This window comes from Bradyrhizobium sp. CCBAU 65884, assembly GCF_028128835.1.
In the GTDB taxonomy this organism is placed as follows: domain Bacteria; phylum Pseudomonadota; class Alphaproteobacteria; order Rhizobiales; family Xanthobacteraceae; genus Bradyrhizobium; species Bradyrhizobium ottawaense.
Genome location: NZ_LBJU01000008.1, coordinates 65659 through 82495, shown reverse-complemented (window position 1 = coordinate 82495; position 16837 = coordinate 65659). Strand labels below are relative to the sequence as shown.

The following is a 16837-nucleotide window of genomic DNA, read 5'->3' as shown; positions in this document are numbered from 1 at the left end:
CTATCCCCTCGCCCGCATCAGGCGGCCCTTCTCCCGGCTCCAGTCGCGCTTCTTCTCGGTCTCGCGCTTGTCGTGGAGCTTCTTGCCCTTTGCAACCGCAAGCTGCAGTTTGGCGCGACCACGCTCGTTGAAATAGAGCTTGAGCGGGATCAGCGTCATGCCCTCACGGTCGACGGCGCCCATCAGCTTGTTGATCTGCCGGCGATGCAGCAGCAGCTTTCGCGGCCGCTTGGGCTCGTGATTGAAGCGGTTTCCTTGCAGATATTCGGGAATGGTGGCGTTGATCAGCCAGATCTCGCCGTCCTTGGAATCGGCATAGGACTCCGCGATCGTGCTCTTGCCGTTGCGGATCGACTTGACCTCGGTGCCGGTCAGCGCAATCCCCGCCTCGATCGTATCCTCGATCGCATAGTTGAAGCGGGCCTTGCGATTTTCCGCCATGACCTTGATCGGACGTTCGTTCTTTTCAGCCATGGCGACGAAACCTGAGCGCGATGCGCAGCGATGCTAACAGTTTGGATGAAGCGCGCGCGTCACTTCTTGAGGAGATCGCGGATCTCGGTCAGCAGCACGACCTCCGCCGACGGCTTCGGCGGCTCCGCGGGCTTGGTCTCTTCCTTCCGCTTCAGCGTGTTGATGGCGCGGATCACCAGGAACAGCACGAAGGCGACGATGATGAAGTTGATCGTCAGCGTCAGGAAGCTACCGTAAGCAAGTACGGCGCCTTGCTTTTTCGCATCCGCTAAGTTGGTGGCGGTCACCGCCTTCGACAAGGGGGCGAAGTAGTTCGAGAAGTCGAGGCCGCCCGTCGCTGCACCGATGATCGGCATGATGATGTCGCCGACCAGCGAGGTGACGATGGCGCCGAAGGCCGCACCGATGATGACGCCGACCGCGAGATCGACGACGTTGCCCTTCATGGCGAATTCGCGGAACTCCGTGAGCATCCGCCTGCCCTTCTCGTCGACGCTCATGAACGGCCTCCCCGATTGGTCAACTCATCAGTTGATCAACCCAGCATGAACCATGGCACTGCGCACGGCAACGCGGGTCGGCTCGGAGACCGGCACCATCGGCAGCCGCAGCGTCTCGTCGAGCTTGCCGAGCAGCGACATCGCGTACTTGATCGGCGCCGGGTTGCTCTCGATGAAGAGGTTGTTGTGCAGCGGCATCAGCTTGTCGTGGATCTTCAGCGCGGTGGCATGGTCACCCTTCGCCCAGGCGGCCTGGAACTCCGAGCACAGGCGCGGCGCGACGTTCGACGTCACCGAGATGCAGCCGTGGCCGCCATGCGCCATGTAGCCGATGATGGTCGCGTCCTCGCCCGAGAGCTGGTTGAAATCCTCGCCCATCGCCGCACGCTGCTGCGACACGCGCACCATGCTGGCGGTGGCGTCCTTCACGCCGGCGATGTTCTTCAGCTCCCACAGCCGCTTCATGGTGTCGACCGACATGTCGATCACCGAGCGCGGCGGGATGTTGTAGATGATGATCGGAATGCCGATGGCGTCGTTGATCGCCTTGAAGTGCTGGTACATGCCTTCCTGGGTCGGCTTGTTGTAGTAGGGCGTCACCACCAGCACGGCGTCCGCGCCGGCCTTCTCCGCGTGCTGGGCGAGTTCGATCGCCTCCTTGGTCGAGTTGGAGCCTGCACCGGCGATCACAGGCACGCGGCCCTTGGCTTCAGCGATGCACCATTCGACCACCTTCTTGTGCTCGTCATGGCTGAGCGTCGGGCTCTCGCCGGTGGTGCCGACCGGGACAAGGCCGTTGGTGCCCTCCGAAATCTGCCAGTTGACCAGGGATCGGAATGCCGCCTCGTGCAGCGAGCCGTTCTTGAACGGCGTGACCAAGGCGGTGAACGACCCCCGGAATTTCGTCTTGGCTGCCATGGACTTCCTCCGTACGCGGCTATCTCTTGAGCAAGCCCCTTTCATATCGGGTCTATCCCGCCGGTAAAAGGCCCGCTTCCGTGTGACGCACCGTTTAGGCCGCGATTTTGCCGCGGTAGTGGTGCAAACCCGCCCGCGGTAAGCCGCTGTTGGTATTTTGTCCGCATATTCAATCAAATACAGCTAGATCTTGAGCCACTTGACTGATTCGGGGCGACCAAACCCGTGACCTCATTCCCTCGTGCCGCCTGGCGATCCACCGGTCTCATCGTGTGCCTGATGGCAGGGCTGTCGGTCGGCTGCGCCGCCCTGGCCAAGTCCAATGAGACGACGGCGGAAGCTGGCAAGGACACCGCGAAGCCAGCCGCCAAGGACGCTGCCAAGGACAGCGCGAAGGGCTCGTCCAAGGGAACCGGCAAGGAAACTTCGAAGGACGCGGCCAAAGGAGCAAGCCAGGGAGCAAGCAAGGGCGCGAGCAAGGGTGCCGCTGGCGCTCCGGCGAAGGACGCTGCGAAGAAACCGGCCAAGGAGATCGGCAAGGACGGCGGCAAGAGCGCCGGAACAGAGCCCGCGAAGGACAAGCCCAAGCCTGCAGCAACGCCTGCCGCAAAGCCCGCCGTAGCGACCCCTGCGCCGAAATCGCATCCGGCCGCCAGCGGTTCGCCGCCGAAAACGGCCCCCGCGCCGGCCGTGACCGCCACCGTCAGACCTTCCGCCCCCGCGGCCAGACCGGCCGCAGCGCCGGTGCTGGCCCCGGCGACGCGCCAGCATGCCGCGCCGCGCAAGCCGGTCATACCGGCCGCGGTCGCTGCGACGTCGTCGACGCCCCAGGGTGACAAGGACGCCCTCGAGAGTGTCATCGAGCTCGTGCGCAAGCGCAAGGCGGGTGACGCCAGCAGCGTCGCAGCGGGCATCTCGGATCCGGTCGCGCGAAAACTCGCGGAATGGATCATCCTGCGCAGCGAGGACAATGGCGCGACCGTGGAGCGCTACCGCGCCTTCCTCTCCGCCAATCCGAGCTGGCCGTCGCAGACCTTCCTGCGCCGGCGCCTCGAGGCCGCGATGTGGGACGACAGGCGCGACGATTCCGTCGCGTGGTCGTGGTTCGAGAACGAATCTCCGATCTCCGCCAAGGGCCGCTTCACGCTCGCCAAGGCGATGCTGGCGCGCGGCGACCGCGCCAATGCCGAGCGGCTGGTGCGCGAGGCCTGGCGCAGCGATCCGATGTCCGAGGACACCGAGAACAACGCGCTCGACCAGTTCGGCGCCCTGCTGACGCCGGGCGACCAGAAGGCACGGATGGACACCCTGCTCTACGGCAGCGAGAACGAGGCCGCGCTGCGCGCCGCAAAGCGCCTGGGCGCCGGCTATGTCGCACTCGCCAAGGCCCGCATCGCCGCCGTCAAGAAGGCGCCGAACGCGCGCGCGCTGCTCGACGCCGTGCCCCGCGAGCTGCACAACGACCCCGGCTTCACCTTCAGCAGGATCCAGCTGCTGCGCCGCGAGGAGAAGTTCGCCGAAGCAGCCCAGCTCATGCTGTCGGCGCCGAAGGATCCGAACCGGCTCCACAATCTCGACGAATGGTGGATCGAGCGGCGTCTTTTGGCGCGCAAGATGATCGACACCGAGGAATTCCGCAGCGCCTATCTGATCGCGCGCGACGCCGCACTGCCCTCGCGCGACATCTACAAGACCGAGCAGGAGTTCACGGCCGGGTGGATCGCGCTGCGCTTCCTCAACGACCCCGCGGCCGCCACCCAGCATTTCGCCCGCATCGGCGTCGGCAGCGTCAATCCGACCGCGCTGGCGCGTGCCGGCTATTGGCAGGGCCGCGCCGCGGAAGCGGCGGGGCGCCAGCAGGAGGCGCGCAACGCCTATGCCCGCGCGGCCGAACAATCGACCAGCTATTACGGCCAGCTCGCCCGGGCCAAGCTCGGCCTGCCGCAGATCGAGCTCAACAGCCAGCCGCGCGGCCGCGGCGCCGAGCGGCTGGAGATCGTGCGCGCCGCGCACCTGCTCTACGAGCTCGACGAGCGCGAGATGGCGATACCGCTGCTGGCCGACATGGGCGAGAACGGCGATCCCGAAGCACTCGCCGGCCTCGGCGAGCTGACCCAGCGCTACAACGATGCGCGCGGCATGCTGCTGCTCGGCAAGGCCGCGCTCAATCGCGGCCTGCCGTTCGACTTCTACGCCTACCCCGTCAACGGCATTCCGCAGTTCACCCCGATCGGTCCCGACGTCGAGCGCAGCATCGTCTATGCGATCGCGCGGCAGGAGAGCGCATTCAATCCGTCAGTGGTCTCGCCGGCGCAGGCCTACGGCCTGATGCAGGTGACGCCCGACGCCGCGCGCTATGTCTGCAAGCGCCACGGCGCGACTTACGATCTGGGGCGGCTGAAGAACGATTCGGTCTACAACGCCACGCTCGGCTCGGCCGAGCTCGGCGGACTGCTCGAGGATTATCGCGGCTCCTACATCATGACCTTTGCCGCCTACAATGCCGGCCGCGGCAGCGTGAAGAAGTGGGTCGAGCGCTACGGCGATCCGCGCGACCCCAAGGTCGACGCGGTCGACTGGGTCGAGCTGATTCCGTTCTCCGAGACGCGCAACTACGTGCAGCGGATCATGGAGAACCTGCAAGTCTACCGTGCCCGCTTCGGCGGCGGCACACGGCTACAGATCGAAGCCGATCTGCGCCGTGGCGCCGGCAGCGTGGAATAGCGATCCGCTCTTTCGATTCGCAGCCGCGAGCATGGGTGGCGAGCGCTGCCGTTGCCTCACGGTGCAGATGAAGGGCCTGTCGCCACCGCTGCAAAGACAGACCAGCGAAGCGTATGCGCGGCCGCGCCGGCCAGCGGCAGTTCTCCGCCCGCGCGCCACTGCCAGGGATATGGGAAGCGTGGAGCTTCCCTCTCCCACCCCGGAGCGATCGCATTTGGGAGCGCCCCCTCTGTAGCTAACCTTCGAGACGCCCGCCGTTGGCGGGCCCTCAGGATGAGGACGGAGTGTGCGGCAGCAGTCTTGACGGGCACTGATGCCGCTTGGCCTCAGCCTCAGGAGACCGCCACGGGGCCGCGCAAAGGGCGGCCTTATGACAGGCTTCGCGGTCGTCTCGAATGACGAGGCGCGCGCTCAGCTGGCGGAAAACGCCGTATGCGATTGCCCTGCCCTCCCACCACGGCTTCCATCAGATCGCAACGAAGACCGTCAATGGAGAGCGATGCGCCAAACTTGGCCCATTGCGCCAAGCGAGAAGGCAAGCATCGCGGCAAAGGAAAAGCCCCGGCGGTTTCCCGCCGGGGCTCTCTGTCAGGTCGTTAGACCGAACTTACCAGTTGCGCTGAGCGCGGAGGAGCAGGGTGATGGTGTCCTGATCCTTCAGCTCGTACACAGCGGCCGGCTTGGCCGTCGTGCCGGCACCAGCGTAACCAACCGTACCGGAGTACTTCTGGTCGAGATGGGTCCAGTTCAGGTCAGCCGAGAACGTGAGGTTCTTGACCGGGGTCCAGCGGGTGATGATACCGACCTGGCCGATGGCGAAGTCAGGATTACAACCCGTCACACCGGCGAGACCGCCGAACACGCCGCCAGCACCACCGGCGCCGCAAAGCGTGGTCTTGGCCAGCGAGCCGAACTGTGCCTGAGCGTAGGCACCGTAGAGCGCGGTGTTCCAGTAGGGATCCCAGTTGTGGGTGTAGGCACCACGGAAGCCCCAGGTCTTCACAGTCTCCTGCGACGAGCCGGTCACGAACACGGTGTCCGGAGCGATGGCGAAGCCGACGCTCTGGTAGGCAACGCCCGAGCTGCCGAACATCGAGTAGCTGCCGCCCGACAGGTTCTGGAAGTTGTAACGGGACGCGCCGTCGGTGTAGACGCCCGAAATGTTGATCACGTCACCCGCACCAGTCGGGATGTTCTTGATCGACAGAGCGAGCTGAACAGCCCAACCCCACTTGTCGTCGGGGTGGCCAGTCGGCTCGGTGGCGCCGTAGTAGGCAACGTGGTTGTCATGCGCAGCGACCGATGCCTGGAACAGACCCCAAGCCTGGTCGACACGAACCATACCGACGAGGTTCGGCGAACGCGAACCGCCGATGGCGTTCGAGCCATACGAACCGCCGATCATGCCAGTCGCCGAAGCGCCGGTCATGTTGAGGTTGCCGGCCTGGTAGTAAGCCGTCGCGTCTTCCGCCGAGAACGACGCCGTCACGCCCTGACCGAAGTCAGCGGTGTAGGTGAACTGGTTGACACCAGTGACCGTGCCGCTGCCGCCGACGAGGCTGTCGAAGTTGTTGCCGGGATAGTTGGTCCAGGGCGCGTCGAACTGCGACACGGCCTTACCCATGGTGAAGCCGGCGAACTGGATGAAGGCGTAGTACACGCCGAGCGAACCGCCCGAGGTGTTGCCGTCGGTGCCGTTGATCGACGAACCAACGAGCGCCGGGGTGGCGCCGGAGGTGTTGAGAGCCAGCGTGCCGCTGTAGGCGGTCGTGCCGGTCGCGCTGCCCGTACCGGCGTAGTTGCCGGTGGTCCAGGAGAACACGCCGTCGAAGAAGGTACGGACGACGCCGTACTCGGTCGCGGTGCGCGTGTCGATGTTGAGATCTTCACGAGCGCGCATGGTGTAGTAGTTCGTCAGACGGTTGCGCGACCCGTTGTTCGACGTGAGCTGACCGCTGAAGCTCGAGTTGGTGTTCAGCGCGACTTCAGCGCGCAGATAACCACCCAGCTTGATGCAGGTGTCGGTGCCCGGGATGTAGTAGAAGCCCGCGCCGTACAGCGAGCAGATCTTCACGTATTCGACCGCCTTGGCCTTCACGGGCAGATCGGCTGCTTGAGCTCCGCCCACGGCGATCAGACCCGCCGCTGAGCCGAGCAAAAGGCTCTTAACCAACTTCATGTTAAACCTCCAAGTTGCTCTTCAGGGAAGGTCACTGACCGGACGGCCAATTCCCCAACCCCCTCTAAATCACCGCTCCGGGCTCCTTCGCGTCTTCGGACACACCCGCATGAACGCGAGGGACTTAAGCGAAATGACCTAAACGGGACGACCTCGGGATGCCCCCCTCCGTCGCTCAGTCACAATTACCGAACGTCCTTGCACACACAACAAGAGAACGCTTTGAAACGGGCCTATGAAGCTTGTTTTCCGGCGGGTGTTGCACAAATAACACGCAGATGTGATCGGAGCGCCCTCGCAACCAATTGTTTTCTTTGATGTTTTAGAGACGGTTCCTTTTGCCATCAAAGTTCCGCACTTAAGGCACCGCAAGCGAGATCTCGGCCTGGAGGGGCTTTGACGCACTCGAATCGTAGAATCGGAGGCAGACTCAAGGAGAGCTCATCGACCTGCTCCGCGCCTCCCAGCCTGATGCAGGCACGGCTTTAAGGTGCGCGACGAGCACCTTTGTTGATAGCGGGGGCTATTGGAGCCGGCTGACGGAGATGCCACGAATCGAACTTTCGACCGCCCGCCCCCGTTCCATCGATTCTTCCAGTAAACTCAGTCCCTTACGCGAGCTAAGACGTTCTCATGGGCGGAACTATCCTTCGAGATGCGCCGGACGCTCCAACTCTGTGCCCAATTCTCGCAACGTTACGGTCACGCCCCGGGAGCAAACTGCTTTGCTGCGAAAATCGCTGGGAATATTCGAGCGAAAACACACGCTTCCAAATTGACCGGCCCGAGTAATTAGATGCATAAGGCTCGCACCGGAGAGGTGGCCGAGTGGCTGAAGGCAACGCTTTGCTAAAGCGTCATACGGTCTCAAGCTGTATCGAGGGTTCGAATCCCTCCCTCTCCGCCACCCAGCGGCAGAATCAATCAAAGTCTGGGCGTTCTTTCACCTGAATGCGCTCGTGAGGCCGCGCGAAAGCCTGGCGCAAGGATCGGCGCGGCGAGATCCAGCTCGATTCGCGCCATCTTATATGTGTGGGTATGTGTGGTCCGTGCCTACCGGTGGAACCGCCAGATCCGCCAATGCGAGGGCGAAATCAGCACCGCCTCGCCGGCCCAGACGTTGTACCAGACGCCGGACCTGCGCCGGCACGGGAACGACCAGGGCAGAATCCCCGTCTTGTGCGGACGTCCGAGTTCCAGATCGCACTCATCGGGAGCGATCTGAATCGGCAGCCATCGTCTCTTAGTGTCGGGCTCGCTCATGCCGCACGGGTCTTATGTGGCGGCACGACGAAGAAACTTGATTCAGCGCAACCAGGCCCACCCGTGCGAACACGGGTGCGGATGCAATTCTCGGTTCAGTGCGTGGAGACCCACGCCCTCGCCTCGCGCTGCGCGGCCGAGATCTCGGCATCCGACATCTGCCCGGCGACTTCCTGGCGCAGCGTCACGGCGTCCTTGCGGCCCTTCAGGGCGGCGAGGTTGAACCATTTGTGTGCGGCGACGAGATCGACGAGCCCGGAACGGCCGCTCGCCCAATAGATCCCCCGCTCGAACAGCGCGTCCGACAGCGCGGTCGCGTCGATCGGCGTTGCCGTCTCCAGATCGAAAGTACCCTGAAACATAACGCATCCCCTTTTTTCTTGTGCCTTGCTCCCCCGAGCGCGGCTCCCGTCCAACTCTGATGTGCATGCCCCTTCCCGGGACCGTGCACTGTTCAACTCATCCCTTAGTCTTTTTACCCAACGCCGTTTGCCGGCTTGTTGGAGGCGATGATGGCGGGCAAATTTGAATGGCAGTTTAAGTATCGCGATGAAGCAGACGTAAACGCGAGCGCGCGGCGCCGGCGCACAGAATTCAAGAAGTCCCTGATTTGCAGGCACTTCCGCGATTCGTCAGATTTGGTTTACCTTGGGATTTTGGGACATCGATAACCATCGCGCGCGGTGGGCGCCGCCTCCGCCCTGTCATTCCCCACGCGGGCGGGAATCCAGTACGCCGCAGCCCATCGATTCAACCACTGCCGTCTCGGCGTGCTGGATCGCCCGGTCGGAGCCGGGCGATGACACCGCGAATGGCAAAGCGTGGCGCAAACACCACGCAATCGGGCCTCAGCCCTTGCCTGCCCCAAGGCAGCACGACAAGAGCGGCGCGGACGCGCTGTGGTCAGATCAGCAATGTGGGGAAAAGGAATGCCGGCAATACCCCGGCCTCAGGAGAACGAGGGCGTCGGCGAACACGTCAGGACCAGATTCCACTTTGACCGCGAGGCCACTCGTGAAATTGCAGAACCGGAGAACCGGCCCCGCACCGAACGAAGAAAACTTGTTTCTTCTGCCGGACCGCGAAGAGAGCGATCCGACCGTTGACCTGATGTCTCGCCGACACCCTCTATCGTCGACCAGAACCTCTGGGAGGCGCTGATGACGTGCCGGCTCTCGAGGAGCCGGCAACTTCAGAAGCGAAGTTACTTCTTCTTGGCGACCTTGCGGGTCTTCTTCGCAGTCTTCTTCACTGCGCTCTTCGCCTTCTTCGCCTTCTTTGCCTTCTTAGCTTTCTTGGCCATGTTGCCCTCCGATGTGTGAGATGGCTTAATCGCTGCATGCATTCGGGGATCGAGTGCACACTCATCCCGAATACACCAACACAACGAAAAAAACAGCGTCTCGCTTAAAGAAGTGTTGACGGCGCAAGGCGCGTGCGCTTGGCGAGTGCGATGCAAGCACGCTGCATGACGCGTTTGCACGATCGCGCAGAGTGCCCGCATCGTCGATGTCTGCGAGAGATGCGATTGCAGAAAACTCTATGCAGCAAGTATTTTCCTGCACGCGCGCATCGCGCACGATCGACCCGACGGAGCGCATCGTGACGGTCGAGATCACCTTGCAAAGGCATTTCGCGGACTCTGAGTCGCGATTTTTGGCAACGAAATTATTTTCATGCTTAACGGCGCGAGCGCTCGCCAGAGCGAGTGCGAGCCGCCTTTTTGCGCGAATCGCGTGACGGCGATTCGGCCGTCGCATCGCGTCTGGTCGGGATGAAGTTTGCCGCTGAGGATGCGCGCGAGCGTCGCATCACGAACCGAAAGCGAGGTGACGAAGCGTGTCCGTCACCTCGTTCGAACGCGCGACGCTAGACGCCGAGCTTGGACTTGAGCAGGTCGTTGACGCTCTGCGGGTTGGCCTTGCCGCCGGAGGCCTTCATCACCTGGCCGACGAACCAGCCGAGCGACTGCGGCTTGTCCTTCACCTGCGCGGCCTTGTCGGGATTGGCCGCGATGATGTCGTCGACAACCTTTTCGATCGCCGAAAGATCCGTGACCTGCTTCATGCCGCGGCTTTCGACCAGCGCACGGGGATCGCCGCCCTCTTGCCAGACGATCTCGAACAGATCCTTGGCGATCTTGCCCGAGATCGTGCCCTCGCCGATCAGGTCGATGATCCCCGAGAGCTGCTCGGCGCCCACCGGAGAGCCCGTAATATCCCGGCCTTCCTTGTTGAGACGGCCGAACAGCTCGTTGATCACCCAGTTCGCCGCCATCTTGCCGTCGCGCGCGCGGTTGCCGAGCTTGTCGAGCACTGTCTCGTAGAACACCGCGCTCTCGCGCTCGGCGACGAGCACGCTCGCATCATAGGCCGACAGGCCGAGATCGGCGACGAAGCGCGTCTTCTTCTGGTCCGGCAGCTCGGGGAGCTCAGCCTTCAGCTCGTCGACGAATTCCTGGCTGAACTCCAGCGGCAGCAGGTCGGGATCGGGGAAGTAGCGATAGTCGTGCGCCTCTTCCTTGGACCGCATCGAGCGGGTCTCGCCCTTGTTGGGATCGAACCGACGCGTCTCCTGCTCGATCTGACCGCCGTCCTCCAGGATCTCGATCTGGCGCCGCGCTTCATACTCGATCGCCTGGCCGATGAAGGTGATCGAGTTCATGTTCTTGATTTCGCAGCGGGTGCCGAGCGGCGCGCCGGGCTTGCGCACGGACACATTGACGTCGGCGCGCAAGGATCCCTTCTCCATGTCACCGTCACAGGTGCCAAGGTAGCGCATGATCGAGCGCAGCTTGGTCACATAGGCCTTGGCCTGCTCGGCGTCGCGGATATCCGGTTTCGAGACAATCTCCATCAGCGCCACGCCGCAGCGATTGAAATCGATGTAGGACAGCGACGGCGACCGGTCGTGCAGCATTTTGCCCGGATCCTGCTCCAGATGCAGCCGCTCGATGCCGATGGAGACAGTGCGGCCGCCGTCGAGATCGACGATCACCTCGCCCTCGCCCACGACCGGCGACTTGTACTGGCTGATCTGGTAGCCCTGCGGCAGGTCTGGATAGAAATAGTTCTTGCGGTCGAACACCGAGCGCAGATTGATCTGCGCATTGAGACCGAGCCCGGTCCGGACAGCCTGCCTGACGCATTCCTCGTTGATGACGGGCAGCATGCCCGGCATCGCGGCATCGACCAGCGAGACGTGCGTGTTCGGGTCGCCGCCGAACGCGGTGGAGGCGCCCGAGAACAGTTTCGACTTCGACGTCACCTGAGCATGGATCTCCATGCCGATGACCACCTCCCAGTCACCGGTGGCGCCCTTGAGAAGCTTGTGCGTGGCCGTGCTCATGTCGTGCTCCCGAGCAGCGTGACAGCGATCCGCTCCCACTCCGCTTCCAATGAATCCTTTGCAGCCGGCTGGCCGGCCTGGCGGTACCAGTAGCCGGCGTTGCCGAGATCGCCCTCGACGCGGTGCAGGTAGGCGTGCACCCAGGCTGCGTCGCGACCCTGCTCGTCCTGGACGATCTTGTGGGCGCGGTCCCAGTCCCCCTTCGCGGCCCACCACAGGCCGGCGAGCGGCGCGCTCAGGTGTGGCGCGGGCGCCGCGCCGTCGAGGCTCGCGATGAACGCCGCGGCATTCACCACCACCTCGCGGGCGTGAAGCGGCCGGCCGCCTGCTCGATCACCTCGCCGAGCGAGAACAGCGTCTCCTCCTCGAACGGACGGCCGATCAGCTGCAGGCCGAGCGGCAGGCCCTGCGCATCCTTGCCGGCGGGCACCGCGATGCCGGGCAGGCCCGCCATGTTCACGGTCACCGTGAAGATGTCGTTGAGATACATCTCGACCGGATCGGCGCCGCCCTTCTCGCCGATGCCGAAGGCCGCCGACGGCGTCGCCGGCGTCAGGATCGCGTCGACGCCCCTGGCGAAGCAATCCTCGAAATCCTTCTTGATCAGCGTGCGCACCTTCTGGGCGCGCAAATAGTAGGCGTCGTAATAGCCGGCCGAGAGCACATAGGTGCCGATCATGACGCGGCGGCGGACCTCCGCACCAAAACCTTCGGCGCGGGTGTTCTCGTAGAGCTCGGTGATGTTCTTGGCCTGCTCGCGCAGGCCGTAGCGGACGCCGTCATAGCGCGCGAGGTTCGAGGACGCCTCCGCCGGCGCCACGATGTAATAGGCCGGCAGTGCGTATTTGGTGTGCGGCAGCGACACCTCGACCAGCTCGGCGCCGGCCGCCTTCAGCCACGCCGCGCCCTCGCTCCAGAGTTTTTCGATCTCGGCCGGCATGCCGTCGAGGCGGTACTCCTTGGGGATGCCGATCTTCATGCCCTTCACGGACTTGCCGATCGCCGCCTCGTAATCGGGCACGGGAATGTCGACCGACGTCGTGTCCTTCGGGTCATGGCCGGCCATCGAGCGCAGCAGCATCGCGGCATCGCGCACGCTGCGCGCAATGGGACCTGCCTGGTCGAGCGAGGAGGCAAAGGCGACGATGCCCCAGCGCGAGCAGCGGCCATAGGTCGGCTTGATGCCGACGGTCGCGGTGAACGCCGCCGGCTGGCGGATCGAGCCGCCGGTGTCGGTCGCGGTCGCGCCCATGCACAGCAGCGCCGCCACCGCCGAGGCAGAGCCGCCGGACGAGCCACCCGGCACCAGCGTGGTGTTGCTTCCCTCGCGCCGCCAGGGATTGCCGACGGGACCGAAGCACGAGGTCTCGTTCGCCGAGCCCATCGCGAACTCGTCATTGTTGAGCTTGCCGAGCATCACCGCGCCGTCGCGCCACAGCTGCGAGGTGATGGTGGACTCGTAGGTCGGCACGAAATTGCCGAGGATTTTCGAGCATGCGGTGGTGCGCACGCCCTTGGTCGCGAACAGATCCTTGATGCCGAGCGGGATGCCGGCGAGCGGACCGCCGTCACCCTTGGCGATCTTCTCGTCCACGGCCCTGGCCATGTCGCGCGCCTGCTCCGGCGTCTCCATCACGAAGGCGTTGAGCACCCGCGCGGCTTCGACGGCGCTCAGATGCGCGTCGGTCAGCTCGAGGGACGTGAAAGTCTTGTCGGCGAGACCCTTGCGGGCCTCGGCGAGCGTCAGCGATGTCAAATCGGTCATTTATTGATCGGGCTGCAGAAGAACGGAGACAGGGTCTTGTCGTTGGCCGGGTCGTCTTTTTTGGCGGCCGCATTGGCGGCGGCCTCGATCTCGTCGAGCACGGCATTGACGGCGACGTTGGGATCGGCAGCCTTGCCCTGCCGCTCCATCTTGTCGAGATAGTTCATGTAGGCCTGATAGGCCTTCTCATCGTCGCAAAGCAGACACATCGGACCACGTCCTAAAAATTACTCGACGACCTTGGGCACCAGGAAGAAGTGACCTTCGGTCGCGGGCGCGTTGGCAACGATATCGTCGGCGATCTCGCCGTCATCGACCACGTCCTGCCGCTTCTTCATCTGCATCGGGGTGACCGAGGTCATGGGCTCCACGCCCTCGACATTGACCTCGGAGAGCTGCTCGACGAAGGCGAGCATGGCGTTAAGCTCGCCCTGCAGATGCGGAACCTCGCCCTCGGAAACCGCGATGCGCGCCAGATGCGCGATGCGGCGGACGGTAGCGGCGTCGACGGACATTATATAAGGCCTCTCACGGCAAAACCTATGTGCCGTATAGCAGAGGCCGGTTTTGCGCCGCAACCGGGGCCGGAGCTACCCAGCCAGCGCTTTCATGCGGGCCAGCGCCGATTTGGCGAGATCCCGGGTCAATTCGGCGGCGGGGAGGTCCCGCCCCATGGCGATCGCCTGCCCCGCCCAAAGATTGGTGAAGTCCGCGCGGCCCTGCTTCTCCGCCGCCGCCTTCAACGGCACCAGCGCCGTTGCCGCATGGGGAAATGGCGGCGCATCCGGGCAGATTGGACCGGCTTCGCGCATCAGCCTGTTCTGGACGCCGCGGGCCGGCCGCCCGGTCATGACGTTGGTGATGACGGTGGAATCATCGCGTCCTTCCGCCAGTGCCGCGCGCCCCGCCGCAGTCACCTTGGATTCAGGACAGCGCAGGTAAGCGCTTCCGATCTGCACACCGGAGGCGCCCAGCGCAAAAGCTGCCGCGATGCCGCGCCCGTCCCCAATGCCGCCGGCCACGATCACCGGCACCTTCACGGCATCGACAATCTGCGGCACCAACGCAAGATTGCCGGGCTGCTCGCTTATCTTCTCGGTCAGGAACATGCCGCGATGGCCGCCGGCCTCCGCGCCTTGCGCGATCACCGCGTCGACACCGCGCTGGTCGAGCCAGACGGCTTCCTTCACGGTGGTCGCCGAGGCGATCACGAGACACCCGGCTGCCCTGATGCGGTCGAGGAAGGCCTGCTCCGGGAGCCCGAAATGGAAGCTCACGACCTCCGGCTTCAGCTCCTCCACGAGCGCGCAGGTCGCCGCATCGAACGGGGCCCGGTTGGCGGCATTGACCGGCGCCGCCGGGTCGAGGCCATGTTCCCTGTAATAGCCCGCGAGGCGCTGCTTCCAGCGCGCCTCGGCCTCCGCCGAGAGCTCGACCGGCGTGTGGCAGAAGAAGTTCAGATTGACCGGCGCTGTGACGCCGTTGCGGATGATCCTGACCTGCTCGCGTATCTTGTCCGGCGACAGCATCGCGCACGGCAGCGACCCCAGCGCTCCGCCTTGCGCCGCGGCGATCACCAGCTCCGCATCCATCACACCGGCCATCGGCGCCAGCACGATCGGAAATTCGGTCTTGAAGAGGTCGATCAGTCGACGGTCAGGCCACATGGTTGTTCTCTCTAGGTTCAGGCGACTGACGCAATGGAGTTGCGCCGTCCGGCAAGGAGCTGTTCGGCTTCAATCGCAATCCGCTCGACGAGCTCGGCTGCGGGCGGAATATCATGAATCAGGCCAACCGCCTCGCCGGCAAAGACCGCGGCGACCTCGAAATTGCCTGCGGCCTTCGCTGCAGCATACTCGACGGCGACCTCGCTCGCGCGCTGCATCAGCTCGATCTCGCGGCCGGTCCAGCGCCTGATGTGATCATTGACCAGGGTTCGCGCGGTGAACGGGGCCGGCCAGAACAGGCTGCGCGACCAGTCGGCAATGACGCCGCGCACGGTGTCATTGCCGTCAGCTCTGCGAATGCGCTCCTTGGCCTCCTGCGCCCCGTTAGCCTCCGCGCTCGCATAGAAGCGCGTGCCGATCAGCACACCGGCTGCGCCCAGCATCATCATTGCGGCAAGGCCCCGGCCGTCGGCGATCCCGCCGGCCGCGACGACCGGCACGCGTCCGGCCGCTAGATCGACGATCGCCGGCACGATATCGACGGTGGTGCGCGATGCGCCATGGCCGCCGGCTTCGGTGCCTTGCGCGATCAGGATATCGGCGCCGGCATCGAGCGCCTGCCTGGCGATGTCCTCGCTCTGCACCTGGCAGATCAGTCGCACGCCGCACGCCTTGATGCGCGGCGCGAATGGCGCGGGATCGCCGAACGACAGCATCACGGCCTGCGGGCGAGCGTCGAGCGCGATGTCGAGCAGCTCGGGCTGCTTCGCCAGGCTCCAGGTGATGAAGCCGATGCCGAACGGCGCAAAGCCCTTCAGCTCTGCGGCCTCCATCTGAAGTCGGACACGGTCACCGTATCCACCACCCAGGATGCCGAATCCGCCGGCCTCGCTGACAGCGCGCGTCAGCCGGCTGCCCGCGATCGTATCCATGGGAGCCGACAAGATCGGATGCCTGATCCCCAGCAACTCCGTCAGCGGCGTGGCAATCGGCATGAGTCCTCCTGCTCTGGACAGGAAGATTAGGCGCGAATATCATTCTTCAAAATTGAATTCTACAGAACGCTGCCATCTCAAAAGAGAAACGGGCCATGGAACTCAGCGATCTCAACACCTTTGCCGCAGTCGCCCGCGCCGGCGGCATCACTCGCGCCGCGGAAGAGCTGAACACCGTGCAATCCAACGTCACCCAGCGCGTGAAGGCGCTGGAGGCGGAGATCGGCACGCCGCTGTTCGAACGCCACAGCCGGGGCATGACGCTGACCGGCGCCGGCAAGCGCCTCCTGCCCTACGCTCAAAAGATGGCGGCGCTGTCGCGCGAGGCCGTGCTGGCCGCGCGCGACGATGGCGAGCCCAAGGGACCGCTTGCGATCGGGTCGATGGAAACGACCGCGGCGGTGCGGCTGCCGCCGCTGCTCGCCGATTTCCACCGCCGCCTTCCTGCCGTGCGCCTTTCCTTGCGTACCGCGCCGACCGCCGACCTCGTCGCCGGCGTGCTCGAAGGTGCGCTCGATGGTGCCTTCGTCGCAGGTCCGATCGCGCATGACGACCTCGCTGCGACGAGCGCCTTCCGCGAGGAGCTGGTGCTGGTCAGCGCGCGTCGCTGGGCCTCGCTTGCCGAGCTGCGCGCCGGCACGCCGGAGTCCGGCCCGACCGCGCTGGTATTCCGCACCGGCTGCACCTACCGCCAGCGGCTCGAGCAGATCTTCGTCGAGTTCGGCTGGCCTTCCGCCGCACGCTTCGAGCTCGGCACGCTCGACGGCATGATCGGCTGCGTCGCCGCCGACATGGGCGTGACGTTGCTGCCGCGCGCGGTCGTCGAACGTAGCGCAATGAATGGCACCGTCTCGATCCACACCCTGAGCCCGTCGCAAGCGCGGGTCGAGACACTGTTCATCCAGCGTCGCGCCGGCCATCAAACCAGCGCGCTCTGCAGTTTTGCCGCTTGCCTGAAGACTGACGAGGACGTCATCGCGGCCTGACGCGGTGACGCCGCGTCA

The 16837-nt window shown here is 64.6% G+C and carries 15 protein-coding genes and 1 tRNA gene; 3 read left to right on the top strand and 13 right to left on the bottom strand.

Annotated elements, in window-relative coordinates:
• From smpB to dapA, 3 genes are read right to left on the bottom strand one after another with little or no spacing between them, the layout of a single operon-like run.
• Positions 1-474: an SsrA-binding protein SmpB gene (gene smpB / locus XI03_RS01135; RefSeq protein ID WP_018320004.1), complete on the bottom strand. Its 474-nt coding sequence runs from the start codon at positions 472-474 to the stop codon at positions 1-3.
• Between the two features lie 59 nt (positions 475-533).
• Positions 534-947, bottom strand: coding sequence for a large conductance mechanosensitive channel protein MscL (gene mscL, locus XI03_RS01130; protein ID WP_028144386.1), 414 nt, complete (start codon positions 945-947; stop codon positions 534-536).
• 54 nt (positions 948-1001) lie between these two features.
• Positions 1002-1892 (bottom strand): 4-hydroxy-tetrahydrodipicolinate synthase, encoded by an 891-nt coding sequence (gene dapA, locus XI03_RS01125; RefSeq protein ID WP_271591055.1) that lies wholly within the window; start codon positions 1890-1892, stop codon positions 1002-1004.
• 279 nt (positions 1893-2171) lie between these two features.
• On the opposite strand from dapA, the gene XI03_RS01120 reads away from it, so the two are divergent.
• Positions 2172-4616 carry a lytic transglycosylase domain-containing protein gene (locus tag XI03_RS01120; RefSeq protein ID WP_038972465.1) on the top strand — a complete coding sequence of 815 codons (2445 nt, stop codon included), beginning with the start codon at positions 2172-2174 and terminating at the stop codon, positions 4614-4616.
• 607 nt (positions 4617-5223) lie between these two features.
• Here XI03_RS01120 and XI03_RS01115 read toward each other — a convergent pair.
• The gene (locus XI03_RS01115; RefSeq protein WP_038974922.1) at positions 5224-6795 is read right to left on the bottom strand and encodes a porin; all 1572 of its coding nucleotides are present in this window, start codon (positions 6793-6795) and stop codon (positions 5224-5226) included.
• 814 nt (positions 6796-7609) lie between these two features.
• Between XI03_RS01115 and XI03_RS01110 the strand changes: the two genes are divergently transcribed.
• Positions 7610-7702 (top strand) — tRNA-Ser (locus tag XI03_RS01110).
• A 146-nt stretch (positions 7703-7848) separates the two neighbouring features.
• Here XI03_RS01110 and XI03_RS01105 read toward each other — a convergent pair.
• The 9 genes from XI03_RS01105 to XI03_RS01065 all read right to left on the bottom strand — a co-directional run bounded on the left by XI03_RS01105 (position 7849) and on the right by XI03_RS01065 (position 15833).
• Complete coding sequence (locus XI03_RS01105; protein WP_080670245.1) at positions 7849-8058, bottom strand: hypothetical protein; 210 nt, start codon at positions 8056-8058, stop codon at positions 7849-7851.
• A gap of 95 nt (positions 8059-8153) precedes the next feature.
• Positions 8154-8420, bottom strand: coding sequence for a hypothetical protein (locus XI03_RS01100; RefSeq protein WP_271591054.1), 267 nt, complete (start codon positions 8418-8420; stop codon positions 8154-8156).
• 1507 nt (positions 8421-9927) lie between these two features.
• Positions 9928-11406, bottom strand: coding sequence for an Asp-tRNA(Asn)/Glu-tRNA(Gln) amidotransferase subunit GatB (gene gatB, locus XI03_RS01095; protein WP_271591053.1), 1479 nt, complete (start codon positions 11404-11406; stop codon positions 9928-9930).
• Positions 11403-11705, bottom strand: a complete 303-nt coding sequence (locus XI03_RS01090) for a hypothetical protein (RefSeq protein WP_028143920.1) — start codon at positions 11703-11705, stop codon at positions 11403-11405. The genes gatB and XI03_RS01090 overlap by 4 nt, the downstream gene beginning before the upstream one ends.
• Positions 11696-13171: an Asp-tRNA(Asn)/Glu-tRNA(Gln) amidotransferase subunit GatA gene (gatA, locus tag XI03_RS01085; protein WP_271591052.1), complete on the bottom strand. Its 1476-nt coding sequence runs from the start codon at positions 13169-13171 to the stop codon at positions 11696-11698. Before gatA ends, XI03_RS01090 begins: the two co-directional genes overlap by 10 nt.
• Positions 13168-13380, bottom strand: a complete 213-nt coding sequence (locus tag XI03_RS01080; protein ID WP_018321091.1) for a hypothetical protein — start codon at positions 13378-13380, stop codon at positions 13168-13170. The genes gatA and XI03_RS01080 overlap by 4 nt, the downstream gene beginning before the upstream one ends.
• Before the next feature lie 18 nt (positions 13381-13398).
• A complete protein-coding gene (gene gatC / locus XI03_RS01075; protein WP_028143922.1) occupies positions 13399-13686 on the bottom strand; it encodes an Asp-tRNA(Asn)/Glu-tRNA(Gln) amidotransferase subunit GatC in 288 nt (95 codons plus the stop codon).
• Between the two features lie 75 nt (positions 13687-13761).
• Complete coding sequence (locus tag XI03_RS01070; RefSeq protein WP_271591051.1) at positions 13762-14838, bottom strand: NAD(P)H-dependent flavin oxidoreductase; 1077 nt, start codon at positions 14836-14838, stop codon at positions 13762-13764.
• A gap of 17 nt (positions 14839-14855) precedes the next feature.
• Positions 14856-15833, bottom strand: a complete 978-nt coding sequence (locus XI03_RS01065; RefSeq protein WP_271591050.1) for an NAD(P)H-dependent flavin oxidoreductase — start codon at positions 15831-15833, stop codon at positions 14856-14858.
• Positions 15834-15928: 95 nt separating this feature from the next.
• Here XI03_RS01065 and XI03_RS01060 point away from each other — a divergent pair, with 95 nt between their 5' ends.
• The gene (locus tag XI03_RS01060; RefSeq protein ID WP_271591049.1) at positions 15929-16819 is read left to right on the top strand and encodes a LysR family transcriptional regulator; all 891 of its coding nucleotides are present in this window, start codon (positions 15929-15931) and stop codon (positions 16817-16819) included.
• Positions 16820-16837: the final 18 nt, after the last annotated feature.